This window comes from Plantactinospora sonchi (assembly GCF_036422035.1).
GTDB classification, from domain to species: Bacteria; Actinomycetota; Actinomycetes; order Mycobacteriales; family Micromonosporaceae; genus Plantactinospora; species Plantactinospora sonchi.
In genome coordinates this window covers 55,840-71,654 of the sequence record NZ_JAZGQK010000032.1, presented here as the reverse complement: position 1 = coordinate 71,654, position 15,815 = coordinate 55,840, and the positions used below count along the sequence as shown (strand labels likewise).

General features: G+C 67.4%; 16 protein-coding genes and 2 pseudogenes. 9 read left to right on the top strand and 9 right to left on the bottom strand.

Features of this window, described 5'->3' with window-relative positions; all coding sequences use genetic code 11:
* Positions 1-48 precede the first annotated feature (48 nt).
* The 3 genes from V1633_RS30935 to V1633_RS30925 all read right to left on the bottom strand — a co-directional run bounded on the left by V1633_RS30935 (position 49) and on the right by V1633_RS30925 (position 2,333).
* Positions 49-1,209 carry an IS256 family transposase gene (locus V1633_RS30935; RefSeq protein ID WP_407952133.1) on the bottom strand — a complete coding sequence of 387 codons (1,161 nt, stop codon included), beginning with the start codon at positions 1,207-1,209 and terminating at the stop codon, positions 49-51.
* A 320-nt stretch (positions 1,210-1,529) separates the two neighbouring features.
* Positions 1,530-1,964 (bottom strand): SRPBCC family protein, encoded by a 435-nt coding sequence (locus tag V1633_RS30930; protein WP_331217840.1) that lies wholly within the window; start codon positions 1,962-1,964, stop codon positions 1,530-1,532.
* Between the two features lie 27 nt (positions 1,965-1,991).
* Positions 1,992-2,333 carry a VOC family protein gene (locus tag V1633_RS30925; RefSeq protein WP_331217839.1) on the bottom strand — a complete coding sequence of 114 codons (342 nt, stop codon included), beginning with the start codon at positions 2,331-2,333 and terminating at the stop codon, positions 1,992-1,994.
* A gap of 83 nt (positions 2,334-2,416) precedes the next feature.
* Here V1633_RS30925 and V1633_RS30920 point away from each other — a divergent pair, with 83 nt between their 5' ends.
* Both V1633_RS30920 and V1633_RS30915 read left to right on the top strand, forming a co-directional pair.
* A complete protein-coding gene (locus V1633_RS30920; RefSeq protein ID WP_331217838.1) occupies positions 2,417-3,112 on the top strand; it encodes a CGNR zinc finger domain-containing protein in 696 nt (231 codons plus the stop codon).
* Positions 3,113-3,397: 285 nt separating this feature from the next.
* Positions 3,398-3,616: pseudogene (locus V1633_RS30915) on the top strand (M23 family metallopeptidase); the annotation flags it as partial.
* A gap of 46 nt (positions 3,617-3,662) precedes the next feature.
* Here V1633_RS30915 and V1633_RS30910 read toward each other — a convergent pair.
* Positions 3,663-4,868, bottom strand: coding sequence for a pyridoxal phosphate-dependent aminotransferase (locus V1633_RS30910; protein ID WP_331217837.1), 1,206 nt, complete (start codon positions 4,866-4,868; stop codon positions 3,663-3,665).
* Positions 4,869-5,266: 398 nt separating this feature from the next.
* Here V1633_RS30910 and V1633_RS30905 point away from each other — a divergent pair, with 398 nt between their 5' ends.
* The gene (locus V1633_RS30905; RefSeq protein WP_331217836.1) at positions 5,267-5,872 is read left to right on the top strand and encodes a LysE family translocator; all 606 of its coding nucleotides are present in this window, start codon (positions 5,267-5,269) and stop codon (positions 5,870-5,872) included.
* Between the two features lie 96 nt (positions 5,873-5,968).
* On the opposite strand, the gene V1633_RS30900 is transcribed toward V1633_RS30905, so the two are convergent.
* Positions 5,969-6,349, bottom strand: a complete 381-nt coding sequence (locus tag V1633_RS30900) for a hypothetical protein (protein ID WP_331217835.1) — start codon at positions 6,347-6,349, stop codon at positions 5,969-5,971.
* 148 nt (positions 6,350-6,497) lie between these two features.
* On the opposite strand from V1633_RS30900, the gene V1633_RS30895 reads away from it, so the two are divergent.
* The 3 genes from V1633_RS30895 to V1633_RS30885 all read left to right on the top strand — a co-directional run bounded on the left by V1633_RS30895 (position 6,498) and on the right by V1633_RS30885 (position 8,551).
* On the top strand, positions 6,498-6,677 hold the full coding sequence (locus tag V1633_RS30895; protein WP_331217843.1) for a transposase: 180 nt from the start codon (positions 6,498-6,500) through the stop codon (positions 6,675-6,677).
* Between the two features lie 330 nt (positions 6,678-7,007).
* Positions 7,008-7,874, top strand: a complete 867-nt coding sequence (locus V1633_RS30890) for an alpha/beta fold hydrolase (RefSeq protein ID WP_331217834.1) — start codon at positions 7,008-7,010, stop codon at positions 7,872-7,874.
* Positions 7,875-7,927: 53 nt separating this feature from the next.
* The gene (locus tag V1633_RS30885) at positions 7,928-8,551 is read left to right on the top strand and encodes an NADAR family protein (RefSeq protein ID WP_331217833.1); all 624 of its coding nucleotides are present in this window, start codon (positions 7,928-7,930) and stop codon (positions 8,549-8,551) included.
* Between the two features lie 173 nt (positions 8,552-8,724).
* On the opposite strand, the gene V1633_RS30880 is transcribed toward V1633_RS30885, so the two are convergent.
* From V1633_RS30880 to V1633_RS30870, 3 genes and pseudogenes are all read right to left on the bottom strand, one after another.
* Positions 8,725-9,744 carry an SDR family oxidoreductase gene (locus V1633_RS30880; protein WP_331217832.1) on the bottom strand — a complete coding sequence of 340 codons (1,020 nt, stop codon included), beginning with the start codon at positions 9,742-9,744 and terminating at the stop codon, positions 8,725-8,727.
* 118 nt (positions 9,745-9,862) lie between these two features.
* Positions 9,863-10,396, bottom strand: a complete 534-nt coding sequence (locus tag V1633_RS30875) for a TetR/AcrR family transcriptional regulator (protein ID WP_331217831.1) — start codon at positions 10,394-10,396, stop codon at positions 9,863-9,865.
* Positions 10,397-10,715: 319 nt separating this feature from the next.
* A pseudogene (locus tag V1633_RS30870) lies at positions 10,716-10,929 on the bottom strand (transposase); the annotation flags it as partial.
* Positions 10,930-11,469: 540 nt separating this feature from the next.
* Between V1633_RS30870 and V1633_RS30865 the strand changes: the two are divergent.
* The 3 genes from V1633_RS30865 (at position 11,470) to V1633_RS30855 (ending at position 14,758) form a co-directional block, all read left to right on the top strand.
* Entirely contained in the window at positions 11,470-12,258 is a 789-nt protein-coding gene (locus V1633_RS30865) for a glycoside hydrolase family 11 protein (RefSeq protein ID WP_331217830.1), read from the top strand.
* 953 nt (positions 12,259-13,211) lie between these two features.
* Positions 13,212-13,397 (top strand): hypothetical protein, encoded by a 186-nt coding sequence (locus V1633_RS30860; RefSeq protein WP_331217829.1) that lies wholly within the window; start codon positions 13,212-13,214, stop codon positions 13,395-13,397.
* A 284-nt stretch (positions 13,398-13,681) separates the two neighbouring features.
* On the top strand, positions 13,682-14,758 hold the full coding sequence (locus V1633_RS30855) for a hypothetical protein (RefSeq protein ID WP_331217828.1): 1,077 nt from the start codon (positions 13,682-13,684) through the stop codon (positions 14,756-14,758).
* A gap of 92 nt (positions 14,759-14,850) precedes the next feature.
* Here V1633_RS30855 and V1633_RS30850 read toward each other — a convergent pair whose 3' ends face one another.
* The gene (locus tag V1633_RS30850; protein WP_331217827.1) at positions 14,851-15,411 is read right to left on the bottom strand and encodes a hypothetical protein; all 561 of its coding nucleotides are present in this window, start codon (positions 15,409-15,411) and stop codon (positions 14,851-14,853) included.
* Between the last annotated feature and the right edge of the window lie 404 nt (positions 15,412-15,815).

Sequence of the window (15,815 nt, the reverse complement as noted above, 5' to 3'; positions counted from 1 at the left end):
GGGAGTGTGTCGATTTCCGTGTTTGGGCCTGTGGTGTGATCGGGGTTGTTAGATGGTGATCCGGTCGCCGTAGGCGAGGATCAGGGCGTTGAGGGCCTTGGCCCAACCGTAGACCCGGCCGGTGATGCTCCCGCCGCCCCGGCGTTTCTGCTGGACGACGAGGTAGAGGACCTTCATCGCGGCCTGCTCGGTCGGGAAGTGCCCGCGCCGTCGGGCGGCCTGCCGGAACCGGGCGTTGAGGCTCTCGATGATGTTGGTGGTGTAGAGGACTTTGCGGACCTCGTGGTCGTAGTCGAGGAACGGCACGAACTGCGGCCAGGAGGTGCGCCAGAGCCGGATCACGGCGGGGTACTGGTCACCGAACTGCGCGGCGAAGGCCTCGAAGCGGGCCTCCGCCGCGGCGACGGTGGGGGCGGTGTAGATGTCCCGCAACACGGGGGTGATCTTCTGCCAGTCCTTGCGATTCGTATAGCGCAGGGAGGCCCGCACGAGGTGGACGACGCACTGCTGGTGCACCGCCTGCGGCCACACCTGCTCGATCGCGTCGGTCATGCCCTTCAATCCGTCGGAGCAGACCATGAACACGTCCTCGACACCGCGGTTACGCAGCTCGGTGAGGTAGCCGGCCCATTGTTTGGCGCCCTCACCGCCGGTGCCGGCCCACATGCCGAGGACGTCGCGTTCCCTGTCGAGACTGATACCGACCACGACGTAGACGGGCCGGTTCGCGACCTGCCCCTGCCGAATCTTCATCACCAGTGCGTCGATGAACACGACCGGATAGATCCGGTCCAGAGGCCGCTGCCGCCACGCTTCCATCTCGTCCACCACGCTGTCGGTGACCCGGCTGATCAACTCTCGGGACACGTCGGCGTCGTACACGTCCGCCAGATGCGCGGCGATCTCCCCGGTCGTCAACCCTTTCGCGTACAGCGACAGGATCGCCTCGTTGAACCCGTCCAACCGCCGGGCGTGCTTCGGGACGGTCCGCGGGGTGAACGAGCCGGCCCGGTCCCGCGGGACCTGGATCCGCACCGGGCCGACCTCGGTCTGCACCGTCTTCGCACCGTGCCCGTTACGGATGTTGGCCCGCCGGCCGGTGGCCTCGTCGACACCGGCCTCGTCGAGGTGCGCATCCAACTCCGCACCGAGCGCTGACTCAAGAACGGTCCGGGTGATCCCCGCGAGGAGCCCACCCGGCCCGACCAACGAGACCCCGCTCCACCAACTGCTGGGCGAACTCCACCTCCGCCGCCGTCGGCCGGGGAAGTGGAGCAGCGTTCTTCTTGTCTGCCATGACGTGGTCCTTTCTGGACAGGATCAACGTCCTGTCCAACGGACCACACCCAGGTCAAACACGGAAATCTACGCAGTCCCACATGAATTCTAAATTCTCAATAGATCTTTGGTTTCTCATTGATCTGTCGGTGTACTTGTCGGTTCCGACATTTCGTTGAGAAGACGTCGGCGCGCCGGAGGTGGGATGGATACTCGACCGTACGCGAAGCCGATGCCTGCGGCGGGCCGGCCTATGTGTCGGCGCGGGCGGGCGGATCCTCGATCCGGGACTCGAGTGTCTGTTTGAAGATGCGCAGCCCGTGATCCATTCCGGCGCCCATGGTGGCGGCGAGGTCGTCCGGTTGCACGTCGTGGATCCACACGAAGCGGCTGTGGTCGGCGCCGTCGGCGAAGACTTGCATCGAGGCGTTGTCGTGCGTGGGCTGCATGCTGCCGCCGATGACGGAGAACGCGAACCGGCGGGCTTCATCGTCGAGCGCGATGAGCCGCTCGCGCAGCACCATGCCGTTGTCGAACGTGACGACCCTGACATCCGGCTCGTCGAGCCGGCTGTCGATCACGAAGCCCGGCGCCATCCGGACCGGTCCCTTGACGAAGTCGCCGATGACCGCCCACACCTCGGCGGCGCTGACCTCGATGATGATCTCTTTCTGCACGGAAGCCATGTCCGTCCCTCCCTATCCGATCCCGATTTATGCGGCGACGACGCAGAACTGGTTGCCGTCGGTGTCGGCCATCACGGCCCAGCCGCCGTCGTCGAACCGCTGCACCTCGACGGCGCCCAGCGCCCGGATCCGGGCGACCTCGCCGGCGAGGTCTTCGGTGAACAAATCCAGGTGAAGCCGGTTCTTGCCCACCCGGGGTTCGGGCACCACCTGAAGCGACAGCCCCACGCCGTTCTTGTCCGGGTCCTCCAGATAAGTGGTGCTCTCATCCGAGGAGGCGACCTTGTACCCGGTGACCGCTTGCCAGAAGGCGGTGCCGCCTGCCAGGTCGTTCGTGTCGATGCAGATGTTGCCGATGGTGATGCTCACGGTGAACCTTCCTGATCTAACTGACGTAGCCGGTACGTTAGTTAGGCCACCGGTCATAGTCAATAGTCGGTTAGAATTCGGGTATGGCACGTGACTTTGCTGCCGGGCCCTGGCCGGACAACGCCGATGACGCTGACGCCGCGCCGATGCCGCTGCGCCGCATCGAGGAATTCATCAACACCCGCCGCCGCGACGGCGACGACATCGGCACCCCTCAGCAACTCGCCGACTGGCTGTCCGCCCGCGAACTCATCCCCAGCGGCGCGACCGTCAGCGCCGCCCAACGCGACCGGGCCGAGTCAGTCCGCGAAGGACTCCGCGCACTGATCGCCGAGAACAACGCCGAGCCCGTCTCCAGCCCACGACCCGACGGGCTCAACCCCGCAGCCCGCGCCGAACTCGCCGAACTGACCCGCGACCTGGCACTGGTCCTCGACGTGACCGCCCACCCACCCCGGCTGGTACCCCGCACCCGGACACCTGCCGACGCCGCGCTGGCCACCCTGCTCGCCGTCGTCGCTGACGCCGTCGCCGCCGGCACCTGGACCCGACTCAAGGCATGCCGCGAACCAAGCTGCCGCTGGGCCTTCTACGACCACTCCCGCAACCGACGCCGAACATGGTGCTCCATGGACCTATGCGGCAACCGCGCAAAAGCCCGCGCCTCCCACCACCGCAAAACCACCATCCAGCGAGCGAACGACACGACACCGGCCATCGAGCGTGGCGACGATCCGTCGCTGCAACGTGGTGCCGGAACGCCAAGGATGCGACGTTGAAAGGTGTCTGTGTCCGGCCAGGCCCTCGATCTTCAGCATCTCCGCAAGCCGGCCGACGAGTGAGAGGCGTCAGGCCATGCGGCACGCCACGCTTTGGGTAAACCTGGACCTATCGGACGACGTGACACGGGCGAGCCGGTCCCACGCGCGTAGCGACGAACAACCCACCGTGCCCTACAGACTGTCGCGCGGACGATTTCTCCCCTCTCCTCCGCCCGATGCCGGACGCAGCCTCACCAACGAAGCGGGGGCTGACTTGCGTGGTGCAGAGAAGGCTGGTACGTAGAGCTGAAGCATCCCGACTTGACGGTCACTCGCTACTGTCACATGCTGCGCCGCCCGCCGGTCGATGTGGGCCAACATGTCGCCGTCGGCCAAGTCATCGGCCAGGTCGGCACCAGCGGCCACCCTCCGGCCCGCATATTCCAGACCCCCTTGCCCTGGAGGGTGCAGACCGGGCGGCCCGATCGCGGCGGGACGTGTTGTACGCGGCAGGCCCGCTGACCAATCCTCCTACGAACCCGTGATGGCTCTCCGACGGCTATGTCTCCTACTGATGGTAGGTGCCGAGGAACGCGCTGAGGCGGCCGACAGCGTCGCGAAGCACGTCGGTGGGGGCGAGGAAGACCAGGCGCAGGTAGTTCGGCTCGTCGATGTTGAAACCGGTGCCGTGCGAAAGCAGCAAGTGCTGCTGCTCCAGCAGATCGATCACGAGCCGTTCGTCATCGTGGATCTTGTAGAAGGCCGGGTCCAGGCGGGCGAACAGGTACAGCGCACCGGACGGCTTGACGCAGTCAATGCCCGAGATCGCGGTCAGCTCGCGCCAGGCATGCTCGCGCTGCTCGTACAGCCGGCCGCCAGGCCGGATCAGAGCCTCGATGCTCTGATAGCCGCCGAGCGCGGTCTGCACCGCGTGCTGGGCCGGCACGTTCGGGCACAATCGCATGTTCGCCAGCAGTTGCAGGCCGTCCAGGTAGTCGGTGCTCCGGCCGGCGAAGCCGCTGACCGCCAGCCAGCCGGAGCGGAAGCCGGCCGCCCGGTACGTCTTCGAAAGGCCGCCCATGCTCACGACCGGCACGTCCGGGGCGAGCGCGGCCAGGGTGTGGTGCTCCGCCCCGTCGTACACGATCTTGTCGTAGATCTCGTCCGCGAAAACCAGCAAGTCGTAGCGGCGGGCCAGCTCCAGCATGCCGAGCAGCGTCTCGCGGCTGTACACCGCACCAGTCGGGTTGTTCGGGTTGATGATCACCATGGCCCGGGTGTGCTCGGTGATCTGCGCCGCCACGTGCTCCAGGTCGGGCATCCACCCGGCGCTCTCATCACAGCGGTAGTGCACGGCCCGGCCGCCGCAGAGCGTCACCGCACCGGTCCAGAGCGGGTAGTCCGGGCTCGGTACCAGCACCTCGTCACCGTTGTCGAGCAGTGCCTGTACGGCCAGCACGATGAGTTCGGAGACGCCGTTGCCGAGCATCACGTCGTCCGGCTGCACGCTGGTGACGCCCTGGTTCTGGTAGTACTGCGCCACCGCGACCCGGGCCGAGTAGATGCCGCGGGCGTCGCTGTACCCCTGCGCGGCGCCGAGGTTGTGCACCACGTCGGCGACGATCGGCTCCGGGGTGGCCAGCCCCCACGGGGCCGGATTGCCGATATTCAGCTTGAGAAGCTGGTGACCGGCGTCCTCCAGCTGCTGAGCTCGGCGCAGGACCGGACCCCGAATGTCGTACCGGACGCCTTTCAGCCGGTGCGCCTGCTTCATGTGGCGGTCTCCGTTCTTTGTCGGCTTCCGCCTCACGGTCCTCCCGCAGCGTGGCCGTGAGGCGCTGATGGCAGGGCGGGGCGGCCGATGGCCGTGACTGCCCACGCCCGCATCAGACCCCTGGAGTCTTACCGATGGTTTCCAAGACTCACACCGGACCCGCCGGTACCTCCATAGCCAATCCCCGCGCTCTGGCCGTCGACGACGATCTTCGAGGATCGCCTGCTCCGATTGCTCTCGCGCCATGGCGGGAGTCCGATGCCTCGTGCGGGACGTCTTGCGGTCAGGTTCGGGCGTAGTTGCGGCAAGTATTCCTGCGCGGCGAGCGACCGGATGGCGGCTATGCGGGTGTCGGTGAGTCGGCGGATGTCCGCCGGCGCCTCGATGTGCACTGGGGCATGGTGCTCATCCCGGGCCCGAACATGATCTACCTGGTCTCGCGGACCGTGACCCAGGGCCGCCGGGCCGGCCTGACCTCGCTCGCCGGGGTGGCCTGTGGCTTCTTCGTATACCTCGTCGCCGCCACGGCCGGCGTGGCCACGATTTTCGCCCTGGTGCCGGCGCTCTACACGACGCTGAAGCTGGCCGGCGCCGCGTATCTGCTGGGGCTGGCGTTCCAGGCGGTGCGGCCTGGCGGCAAGTCGGTGTTCGCGCCCGAGGCGTTGCCGGTGGACCGGCCCGGGAAGCTGTTCACGATGGGCCTGGTCACCAACCTGCTCAATCCCAAGATCGCCATCATGTACGTCTCGCTGCTCCCCCAGTTTGTCGAGCCAGCCCGGGGCAGCGTCGCGGCGCAGAGCTTCACGCTCGGTCTGGTCCAAATCACCATCGCGATCACCGTGAACGGTCTGATCGCGATGTCGGCGGGGTCGATTTCCCGGTTCCTCGGCGATCGGCCGGGCTGGCTGAAAGCCCAGCGCTACGTGATGGGCACCGTGCTCGGCGCGTTGGCGGTGCGGATCGCCATGGACCGGTCCCGCGCGGTGGTCACCGCCACGCCTTGATCACCCGGCGGTCGGGGACCCCAGGGCTCGGCGGGAAGCCAGGGGACGAACAGATCGAGGGAGAGTCATCCTTCATCGAAACGCTGCGGGAGCCGGTCAGGTTCTCGCTGGTGAAGTCGGCCAGCAAGCCTTCCCCGGCTCCCGGCGCTCGTCCAGAGGCCGAACCTCGCGAGTTTCCATTCGGGCACCGATTGGGGTGCGAGAGACGCTCCCACGAGAGCCGACGGTCGGGCGGGTGACGGCTTCGGCGATGAGGACCTCGTAGCGGCTGTTGCAGCCGTCGCCGTCGGCGTCGACCCAGTGGGGGAACAGGTCTCGGTTGTAGCCGGTGCGGATCTCGGTCGCGACGGGCAGGTTCGCGATCATCGTGCGTAGTGGTTGGGAGACGGTTGCGGCCTGGGCTGGGCTGGCCAGGCCGAGCACGGCCAGGGTGCCGGTGGCGAGTAGGCCAGCGGCCCAGCGGAGGGTACGGCTCATCGCGGCCCCATCCAGATCGGCGGACGAGGGTGTCTACCCAGATATAGACAGCCGCGGCTTGCCGCCCGACTGCTGGTCGAGGTCGCAGACATCACCCGGCTCCCGAACCGGGTGATGTCACTTCGCCTCCTGGAACGGCACCGCCCCCATCGACGCGTCCTCCGGCGAGCAGGTACGACACCGGCTCTCCCGCGCCGGGAACCGGCAGATCAACCGCGTCCTGCACATCATGGCCACCGTCCAGCTCCGCAACCCGACCGAAGGACGTGCCTACTTCGACCGGAAGAAGGCCACCGGCAGACACCGATGGAAGCGATGCGCGCCCTGAAACGACGCCTTTCCGAGGATAGAACTCTCCTCCCGGGTGTCTTGACACAGAGGGAAGCCATGACCGCGCGTCGACTGCCTCCGGTACCGGCCGGCACGCCACGTAGCGGCCGGTCCGGCTGCGGTCTCGGCTGGCCGGCCGATCACGGCGGCGTGGGGTAGCGTCGTCGGCAGAGTTGTTCGTGCCGTTGCCGTTCGGTGCGTACCTGAACGTCACCGCCATGGCGGTGATCGCGACGGTGATCGTCGGCGCCGCACTCATCGACCTCTGCGCCATCACCGGCGGATGACCCTCGCCAACGAACGTAGGAGGAGGATTCAAATTCAGGCGATGCAGAAGGTCCGCCATCGACAGGCCGACGTCGGCGGCTTGGAGGTGTTCTTCCGCGAGGCCGGGCGACCCGGCCAGCCGACCGTACTGCTGCTGCACGGGTTCCCGAGTTCGTCGCACACATTCCGCGACGTCATGCCCACACTGGCCAACGTCGCACACGTGATCGCGCCCGATCTTCCCGGCTTCGGCATGTCATCGTCGCCAACCGTCGACAAGTACGACTACACCTTCGAGAATCTCGCACGGACGATCGAGACCCTGCTCGACCAGCTCGAGGTCGAGCGCTTCTTCATCTACCTGCACGACTTCGGCGCACCGGTGGGATACCACCTGGCCACGAGCGCCCCGAATCGCATCCGTGGCCTCATCGTCCAGAGCGGCAACGCGCACGAGGACGGCCTCGGCGAGCAGTGGGACGGCGCCAAGGCGTACTGGGCCGACCCGACCGACGACAAGCGCGCCGAACTGCCGGACTGGTTGAACTTCGCCGGCACCCGTGACCAGTACCTCGCCGGCCTGCCCGAGTACCTACGTACGCTGCATCCCCCCGAGTCGTGGCACCTCGACTGGGAGCGCATGAGCCGCCCCGGCAACATCGACGCGCAGTTCGCGCTGTTCAGCGACTACGCCAACCACGTTGCCCGCTTCGAGGAGATTGCCGAGTACCACCGGGCGCACCAGCCGCCAGCGCTCGTGCTGTGGGGACGGCGCGACGCGTACTTCGACGTCGACGAGGTCCTCGCCTACCACCGCGCCCTCGACCGGATGGACGCGCACATCTACGACGGCGGGCACTTCTTGTTGGAGACGCACGCGGCCGAGTGCGCCAACCTGATGCGGGCGTTCGTGCTCGACAACATCTGAGCTGATTCGCGCCAGCCCTGGCCGCAACACCAGACCGAGGTCGCGAAGATCGGTTGCGTACGCCAGCCAGCAGCAGCTCCCGTACCAGGATCGAACGCACGGTCATCGGCCAGATCCGGATGGTGGCCAGCGAACTCGGTTGCCGCTCTGTCGATGCCTGTGACACGGTGCAGATCCCCCGCTCCGAGGTCCAGATGACGATCTACTTCTACGGTGCCGACGAGGTTCCGTACGGCTGCTTCTCCAACTTCTCCGGCCACGGTTTCGACCTCGACGGCCACTGGTGGACGACCTCCGAGCACTATTTCCAGGCCCAGAAGTTCCCCGGCACCCGCCACGCCGAACTCATCCGGCGGACGGCGACCCCGTTGCGGGCGGCCGAGCTGGGCCGCGACCGTTCCCGGCCGCTGCGCCGTGACTGGGAACGGGTCAAAGACGACGTGATGCGCCGGGCCGTGACGGCCAAGTTCACCGCCCACGCCGACATCCGCGCCATCCTGTTGGACACCGGCGACGAGGAGATCGTCGAGGACACCAGCACTGACCACTACTGGGGACGCGGCCGGAGTGGCACCGGCAAGAACATGCTCGGACGGATCTTGATGCGCACCCGCACCCAGCTACGCGCCGACCTCACCCAGAATGCCAACACCCAGGGCTGCCGACAGCGGCGATAGCACTGAGCGCAACCATCGCGAACGCTGTCCGCGGCAAATCCGAATGTGTGTCGGATCGACAATTACCACTGCACGGTGCTACCCGCCGATGACCCGTCCAGCGCTGCGTGGGGAAATCTCGTCGATGGCGGTGGTGCTCAGCCACTTTGTGATCAAGAGCTTTGTCGGCAGGGTCAGCGTGGGAGGGCGAGCAGACTCTCGGCAGTCTCGGCGATGGTGTCCGCGATCGGGCGCGTCTTCCAGCCGAGCAGGCGTTCGGCCTTGGCCGAGGTGGCGTCGAGGTTGCGGCCCAGCAGCATGCGCAGGTTGCGCATGTCCGGGTTGACCTTGGCCAGCCCGCGCGCGACCCACACCGGCATCTCCTTGGTCGGCACCTTGGCCGCCCGCTCGCCGAGCCGCTCGTGCAGGATCGCGGCGACCTCGCGCGTCCACAGGCTGTGGCCGGCGGTCGCGATGAACCGCTCGCCCGCGGCGGCGTCCTCGGTCAGCGCGAGCAGGTGCAGCGACGCCACGTCCCGGACGTCCACATAACCGCAGGCGAAGGGGAGCAGGGCCGGCATCGAGCCGTCGAGCATGCGGGCGATCGTGCCCAGCGACGGCGAATAGTCCGAGCTGAGGACCGGGCCGAACACGCCGGTCGGGTTGACCACGGCCAGTTCGAGGCCGCCGCCCTCTTCGTTCACGAAATCCCAGGCGGCGCGCTCGGCGAGGGTCTTGGACTTCTGGTAGGGCTGGATACCGTCCGCGTCGATGTTCGTCCAGTCCTGCTCGGTGAACGGGGTGTCGCGCTGCTCGTGTCCGTAGGCGATCGCGCCGATCGCGGAGGTCAGGACCACCCGCCGGACGCCGCTGTCACGGGCCGCGCGCAGCACCCGCAGTGTGCCGTCGACCGCCGGGCGGACCATCTCGTCGTCATTCTTCGGGGGCTGGGTCAGCGTGGGCGACGCGACGTGCAGAATCCCGTCGCAGCCGGCCGTCGCCTCAGTCCAGCCCTCGTCGCTTTGCAGGTCGGCGCGTACGACGCGCAGGTTGTCACCGGGGTCCGCACCGCCGCGCTGCAGCATCTCGCGTACCTGCGGCTCACGGCTCAGATCGCGCACCGTAGTGCGTACGGCATAGCCGGCGTTCAGCAGTGCCAGCGTGCACCAGCTGCCGATGTAGCCCGAACCGCCAGTAACCAAGATTTCCGACATTTCGCCCCCAGGGTGTCCGTTTCGTGTAGGCGAAACGGTACTGGAGACCTCTCCACATCGTCAACCAGAACTGGAGACATCTCCAGTAACCTTCGTCTCCCAGTCGGGCCCTGACGTATCAGTGGCGCCGGCCGGCATCGAGGCCGTCGAGGATCAGTGCGAGCATGGGCTGCGTACGGTCTTCGGCGGCTCTCCAGAGGGCGCCGGTAAGTTGCAGAAAGTCACCGGGCTCGGCGTCGGCGCGGATGCTGCCGTCCGCCTTACCCGCCTCGAACAGCAGGGTGATCGCGGCGATCACCGGACCATAGGTCTGCTCGGTGACCGCCTTCTGGATGCCCGGAGTGAGAGCGGACCCCAGGGCGTGCTTCTTGCGCATCGCGTCGACCAGTACGGTCGTCCAGCTCCGCAGCGCCTCCAGCGGCGTCTGCGTGACCAACGACTCGGACACCGAGCCCACGAGTTGCTCGATCTCCTCCTGATAAATGTCCAGGATGAGCGCCTCGCGCGACGGATAGTTGCGGTAGAGCGTGCCCGGGCCAACGCCGGCCCGCTGCGCGATCTGATTCATCGACGTGTCGCCGTCCTCGGCGAACGCCTCACGGGCAGCGGCCAGAATACGGATGCGGTTCCTGCGAGCGTCCGACCGAACCATGCTTTCCCCCGCGGCGTTAGTGGAGACCTCTCCATAACGATATAGGGGCGGTGAGAAGCACATCAACCACCGACCGGCTGGAGCAAGCCTTGGACGAAGCTCTGTCGGCCACGGCTCGACCAGCCGGTCCAATCTCCGGTATCAGCAGCACCACCCGTCTCCTCGGGGATCCGCCCCGAGGGGACCTGTCCCACCGCACTCTCGACGAGACGGCGGCCGGCGGCGACACGGCGTTGCAACAGGGCTAACGAGGTCCGGCGCCGGCCAGCCTCCAGGCAACAGTTCCCCAACCGCAGTTGAACGTAATCGCGGCGCTTACCGACTTCGACAGCTGCCGGACCCCGAGCTGCTCGACCAGCTTCTCCACCCGCCGGGTCGACACCGAGCAGATACGACGTGGCGACCACCGAGACCAGGGCCTGTTCGGCACGTCGTCGGTGAGTCAGTAACCAGTCCGGGAAATACTAGCCGGTACGCAGTTTCGGCACGGCGAGGTCGATGGTGCCGGCGCGGGTGTCCCACTCCCGGGTCCGGTCGACGCTCGTACAGGCCGCGGCGCACCACATCGAACCCGATCTGTCCGGATTCATGGTGCTGCCCCCGCGCCGAGAACGCCCTCGACCTTCTTCACGTCAGGGACGCCGGCCGCGCCCTCGCGCTCCTGCAGCTCACCGGCGAACTGCACCACGCGCGACGTACAACGTCGCCTCCGGTCGTGCCACCAGCAACGCCGAGGTCATCGCCACGATCCGGTCCGTCGAGCCCGGTTTCCGGTTCGAGCTCCCCTCGGCCGGGGACCGCTTACCGGCCTGGCTTGACATCACCCGCCTGCGCGAGGACACCGGATTCGAGCCCCACTACGGCACCGCCGCCGGCGTGGCCGACTACAGCGCCTGGTTCCGCGCCGGGAACCTGCGGTGACACCCGACGGAAATTTCCGGGGGGATTTCCGGAAGCTGTTGACACTGTCGCGGAGTCAACCGAATACTGTGACTCATCCCCAGACATCGACTCTCATCACTGGGTTGGCTCTCGGACTTCCACATGGTCGGCCGGCCGAGGCAGGAGTACAGATGACCGAGATTCCCGTCAGGCCGGTGCGCCAGCGGGGTGGCCGCGTGCGGCTGCTGCTCGGTGGCGCCTGCGCCGTCGTGCTGGCCGTGACCGCGGTGACCGTGGCCGGAACCGCCCAGGCCGAAGCCGACCGGACCGTCACCGCCAACGAGGAGGGCACGCACAACGGGTACTTCTTCTCGTACTGGAAGGACAGCGGCAACGTCACGATGACGCTGGGCGCCGCCGGCAGCTACCGGGTCCAGTGGGCCAGCGGCACCAACAACACGATCGTGGGCAAGGGCTGGAACCCCGGCGCCCGCCGCGTGGTCACCTACTCCGGCACCTGGCGCAGCAACGGCAACAGCTGGCTGGCGCTGTACGGCTGGACCCGCAACCCGCTGATCGAGTACTACGTGGTCGAGACGTTCGGAACCTTGATTCCCACCGCCGGCGCCAGCCGGCTCGGGACGATCCAGAGCGACGGCGGCACCTACGATATCTACCGCACCCGGCGGGTGAACCAGCCGTCGATCGACGGCACCGCGACCTTCTACCAGTACTGGAGCGTCCGGCGGCAGAAGCGCGTCGGCGGCACGATCACCGTCGGCAACCACTTCGACGCGTGGGGGCAGTCCGGTCTGCAACTGGGCACGCACCATTACCAGATTCTGGCCACCGAGGCCTACCAGAGCAGCGGCAGTTCCACCATCACCGTGAGCGAGGTCTTGGGTCCGCAGCCGAGTGCCAGCACTTCCGGATCGGAGCCGTCGACTCCGCCGCCGAGCACGGCGGAGGCTATCGGGTGACCAACCCTCGACGGCGCCCCCTGCGGCTGACACCGTGACGAAACGCCGGGCGTTCGGGCTGCAGGGGGTTCCGTCGACTGCGGCCCCGAGTGCTAAATGCTATTGAAGTTGCTGGACTTACACCCGGGCCCAGAGTTACTAACGGATGCTTGACTCCCTCAACTTGGTGTCCGATGCGTCCTGGTTATAACTGCACTGTCATCGACATGACAGCGCACTCGCCGTGCACTGCTGCCGCCACTGGACGAGGGTGGCGGGGAGCAAATTGGGAGCAGGAGGGCGCTCCCAGTTCAACGGCTGTCTGTCGTGCCTGATCGGGAGAGTGGCGGGGGAGCCGTTGTAAGGAGCGTGGTGAGCGCTGAACGTTTCGTTGGGAGCAGATTTGGGAGCAGGCGTTCTGGCGTGCCTGTTCAACGGGTTGTCTCGGAAGAGCGCTTCATCCTGCCGCCTGATCGATGGGTTGACCGGGGGTGATGGAGGTGATGACCTCTTCCCGGGTTCGGAAGCGTTGAAGGAGGCGTGGCGTGGCCTGACGTCGATGCGGGCGCGGCTGGCCGAGCAGGGTGGTGGTCGGTCGGGGCTGGGGCGCGGGCTGTCCGTATGGGTTCGTCAAGGTTCGAATGTCACCACTGGTCGTCGAGTTCGGCGGTGCGGCGGCGGAGTGCGGGCGTCGTGACGCGGCAGGGCGTGGATGATGATGTGCAGGATGCGGCGGAGTTCGACCGGGTCGGGGCAGCAGGCGAGGACGCCGCAGCCGTGTGCCGGGTTGAACAGCCGGTGGTAGGGGTCGCGCAGGAACTGACTCCATGCGTCGAGGGCCTCACGTGCCGCGCCGGGCCATAGCCGGGTGCGTTCGAGTTGGGCGATCGCGGCGCGGCCGCGTGGGCTGAGGCCGGGGATGCTGGCAACGGGCTGGTCAAGGCGGTGGTGTGCGGCGGCGCGTACTCGTGCCGGTGACTTACGAGCTCGCCATCGAAACGTTCGGCGACGAGTGGGTCCTCGCCCTCGACGAGCCGCCGACCTCGCCTCGCGCCGTACTGGCGTTTGCAGCCCTGGATCATGCAGGCCTGAAGGCTGCCGGCCGGCGCACATCCATCGACGCGCCCGAAGTCGACTTGGGATTCGATAACGCTATGTAGCGATCGACTCACGGCAAATCCGTGTGCCTGATCTCGGATTGAGCCCCATCCGGGCGGGGCTGGACCCGGTGCCGGTTCCGCGTCGCTTGCCGAACGGGTCGCGGCCCGCGCCGGATCAGCCGGCACCGCCGACGTCAGGGACGCGGCGGACCGGGCGGATCCTCAGGCGCAACGCGTAGTCGTGCAGAAGAAGACCCGGGCGATCGAGCGCCTACGCCTTCGGATCATTTGCGGTCGCTCGACTCGGCTCGTCGTAAGATCCTGCCCGGTCAAGGGGGCGGGACGTGGGTGGCGAGTGGGCGATCGTTTCGGAAGATGAGGCTCTTGCCCGGCTGGGCGCGGAGCGTACGGTCGTCCGGGGCGATGCGGTGACGTTCGCGAAGGGCGCAGATGGCACGGTCGTCATCATCGTTGATGCCGGTGACCGCCCGTCAGGTAACGCCGTCGCCGGCGAGAGAGCCATAACGCTGCACGAGCCGTTCCCGGACGGAGTGCTCGAATGGCTGAGCCCGGCGGGCTGGTCGCACCCGCCCTTCTACGCGCTGGTACGCCTCACGGAGGGCTGCCTGGAGCTGGGTGAGGTGTCGGAGAGCTTCTCCGTGGGCGGAAGCGGCGGGCTTCGGTGCGAGCTGAACTGGGACGCGAAGCTGCCACCCGAGTTGCTCGACCGGGTGCGGCCTGTGGCGGACACGCCTTTGCCGGGCGTCGAATGGCTGGCCCACCTGCCCGACGACCCGGGCGCCGCCCTGCGGGACTTCCTGACCGGCTGGTACGCCGACCTGCCCGCCGCCGCACCGTTCCCCGTACCGGCCGTACCGATCCCGCCCGCGCTGCAAGCCTTCTACGACCTTGCCGCGGGGCGCGTCGACATCCTCGGCCAGCAGGACGCCATCTACCCGCCTGACAGGTTGGAGATCGGTGGCGAGGACGACGACCGGATCATCATCGGCGTGGAGAACCAGGGCGTGTGGGAGATCCTCATCGGCCGCGACGATCCCGACCCGACCGTCTACCACCACTATGGCGCCGGCGGTGACCCGGTTGTCGCCGAACGTGGATCCCTGGGCGCCTATCTGCTGCTGTTCTCGCTCACGGAGGCGGCGGTCACCTCGCCGGTAACCGGGCACGCCATCCTCGACAACCAGCAGCTCGAACGCTTTACTCGACACCTCATCCCCGTGCCGCTGCAGCCCCTAGCGGTGCCCGCCGACCCGACGCATCTCTACGTCGCGCCCGGGCTCGTCGCTCTCACGGCCGGCTTGCACGGCGACGGCACCCACGTCTTCGTCGGCGGCCGTCAGCGGGCAAGCCTGCGCGCCGCTCGCGATTGGACCACCGCCTGGAGCAGATTCAACGGCTGACGGCCCGCGGACGTCGGGGAGCCGGGATACTTTCCACGCCCATGATCCAGTGCGCGCTCATCGGCATGACAGCGCTGCACCTGCCGAGACTGTCATCCAGGCAGGTCAGGCGGCATGTCCGCGTCTTCGAGGTCCATGGCCAGACTCCGGGCGATCTGGGTGACCCAGGCTGCGGTGGGATGTGCGGTGGCGCCGAGGATCCGGATGCGGCGGGTGGAGTGTTCGATGACCGCCAGGACGTAGGAGCGGGCGCCGGTCAGGGTGGTCGTTTCGAAGAAGCCGGCGGCGATGGGGGCCTGCGCCTGGGATCGTAGGAACGCCGTCCACGTGCTGCTGGTGCGCTGAGGTGCCGGATCGACTCCGGCATCCTTCAGGATCTTCCAGACGGTGGAGGCGGCGACTTTGACGCCCGGGACGAGCAGTTCGCCGTGGATGCGGCGGTATCCCCAGGTGATGTTCCCGAGGCCAGGCGCAGGACGAGCCGACGGATGGACCGGACTGTTCGTGGTCGCCCGATCTGGTGGGGGCGGGAACGTCTGGGCGTGTTGGCGGGCGACCAGGTCCCGGTGCCAGCGCAACACCGTTTCGGGGCGGACCAGTAGCCGCAGGTGGTTCAGTGCGGTTCGCGGCAACGGGTGCAGCAGGGCGGCCAACCATGCCCGGTCCGAGTGGGCACTGTGGTGGAACTGTCGTACGGACGGCTGGCCGGTTTCGGCGGTGGCGGGTTACGGCGACGTCGCTATGCGTCAATCCGGTCATCGGTGTGTGAAGGGTTCTGGAAGGGCAGGCTTCATGATCGATCCGCAGCGTGTGGATGATGCGAAGCGAGCCCTGGGTGCCAGCTTGCCCGCTGGCGCAGCGCCCGTAGGTTGACCCAGTTGGTCTTGGCGCAGCGGGTGCCGATCTCCCGGACCACGGTCGCTGGCGTGGAAAGTGGGTGGCAGTGCCCGGGCCGCATCTTCTGGCAGCGCTGTGGATCATTCCCAGGTACAGCAACCGCACAACCATACCGACGATCATCAAACCGAGCCAAGGACTCCCTGCTCACAGCACGTGC

What these genes read in the sequence shown, in the direction of transcription:
- V1633_RS30930 (WP_331217840.1), bottom strand. Translation starts at nt 1,964, where the DNA reads ATGGCTTCCGTGCAGAAAGAGATCATCATCGAGGTCAGCGCCGCCGAG.
- V1633_RS30920 (WP_331217838.1), top strand. Translation starts at nt 2,417, where the DNA reads ATGGCACGTGACTTTGCTGCCGGGCCCTGGCCGGACAACGCCGATGAC.
- V1633_RS30910 (WP_331217837.1), bottom strand. Translation starts at nt 4,868, where the DNA reads ATGAAGCAGGCGCACCGGCTGAAAGGCGTCCGGTACGACATTCGGGGT.
- V1633_RS30905 (WP_331217836.1), top strand. Translation starts at nt 5,267, where the DNA reads ATGGTGCTCATCCCGGGCCCGAACATGATCTACCTGGTCTCGCGGACC.
- V1633_RS30900 (WP_331217835.1), bottom strand. Translation starts at nt 6,349, where the DNA reads ATGAGCCGTACCCTCCGCTGGGCCGCTGGCCTACTCGCCACCGGCACC.
- V1633_RS30890 (WP_331217834.1), top strand. Translation starts at nt 7,008, where the DNA reads ATGCAGAAGGTCCGCCATCGACAGGCCGACGTCGGCGGCTTGGAGGTG.
- V1633_RS30880 (WP_331217832.1), bottom strand. Translation starts at nt 9,744, where the DNA reads ATGTCGGAAATCTTGGTTACTGGCGGTTCGGGCTACATCGGCAGCTGG.
- V1633_RS30875 (WP_331217831.1), bottom strand. Translation starts at nt 10,396, where the DNA reads ATGGTTCGGTCGGACGCTCGCAGGAACCGCATCCGTATTCTGGCCGCT.
- V1633_RS30865 (WP_331217830.1), top strand. Translation starts at nt 11,470, where the DNA reads ATGACCGAGATTCCCGTCAGGCCGGTGCGCCAGCGGGGTGGCCGCGTG.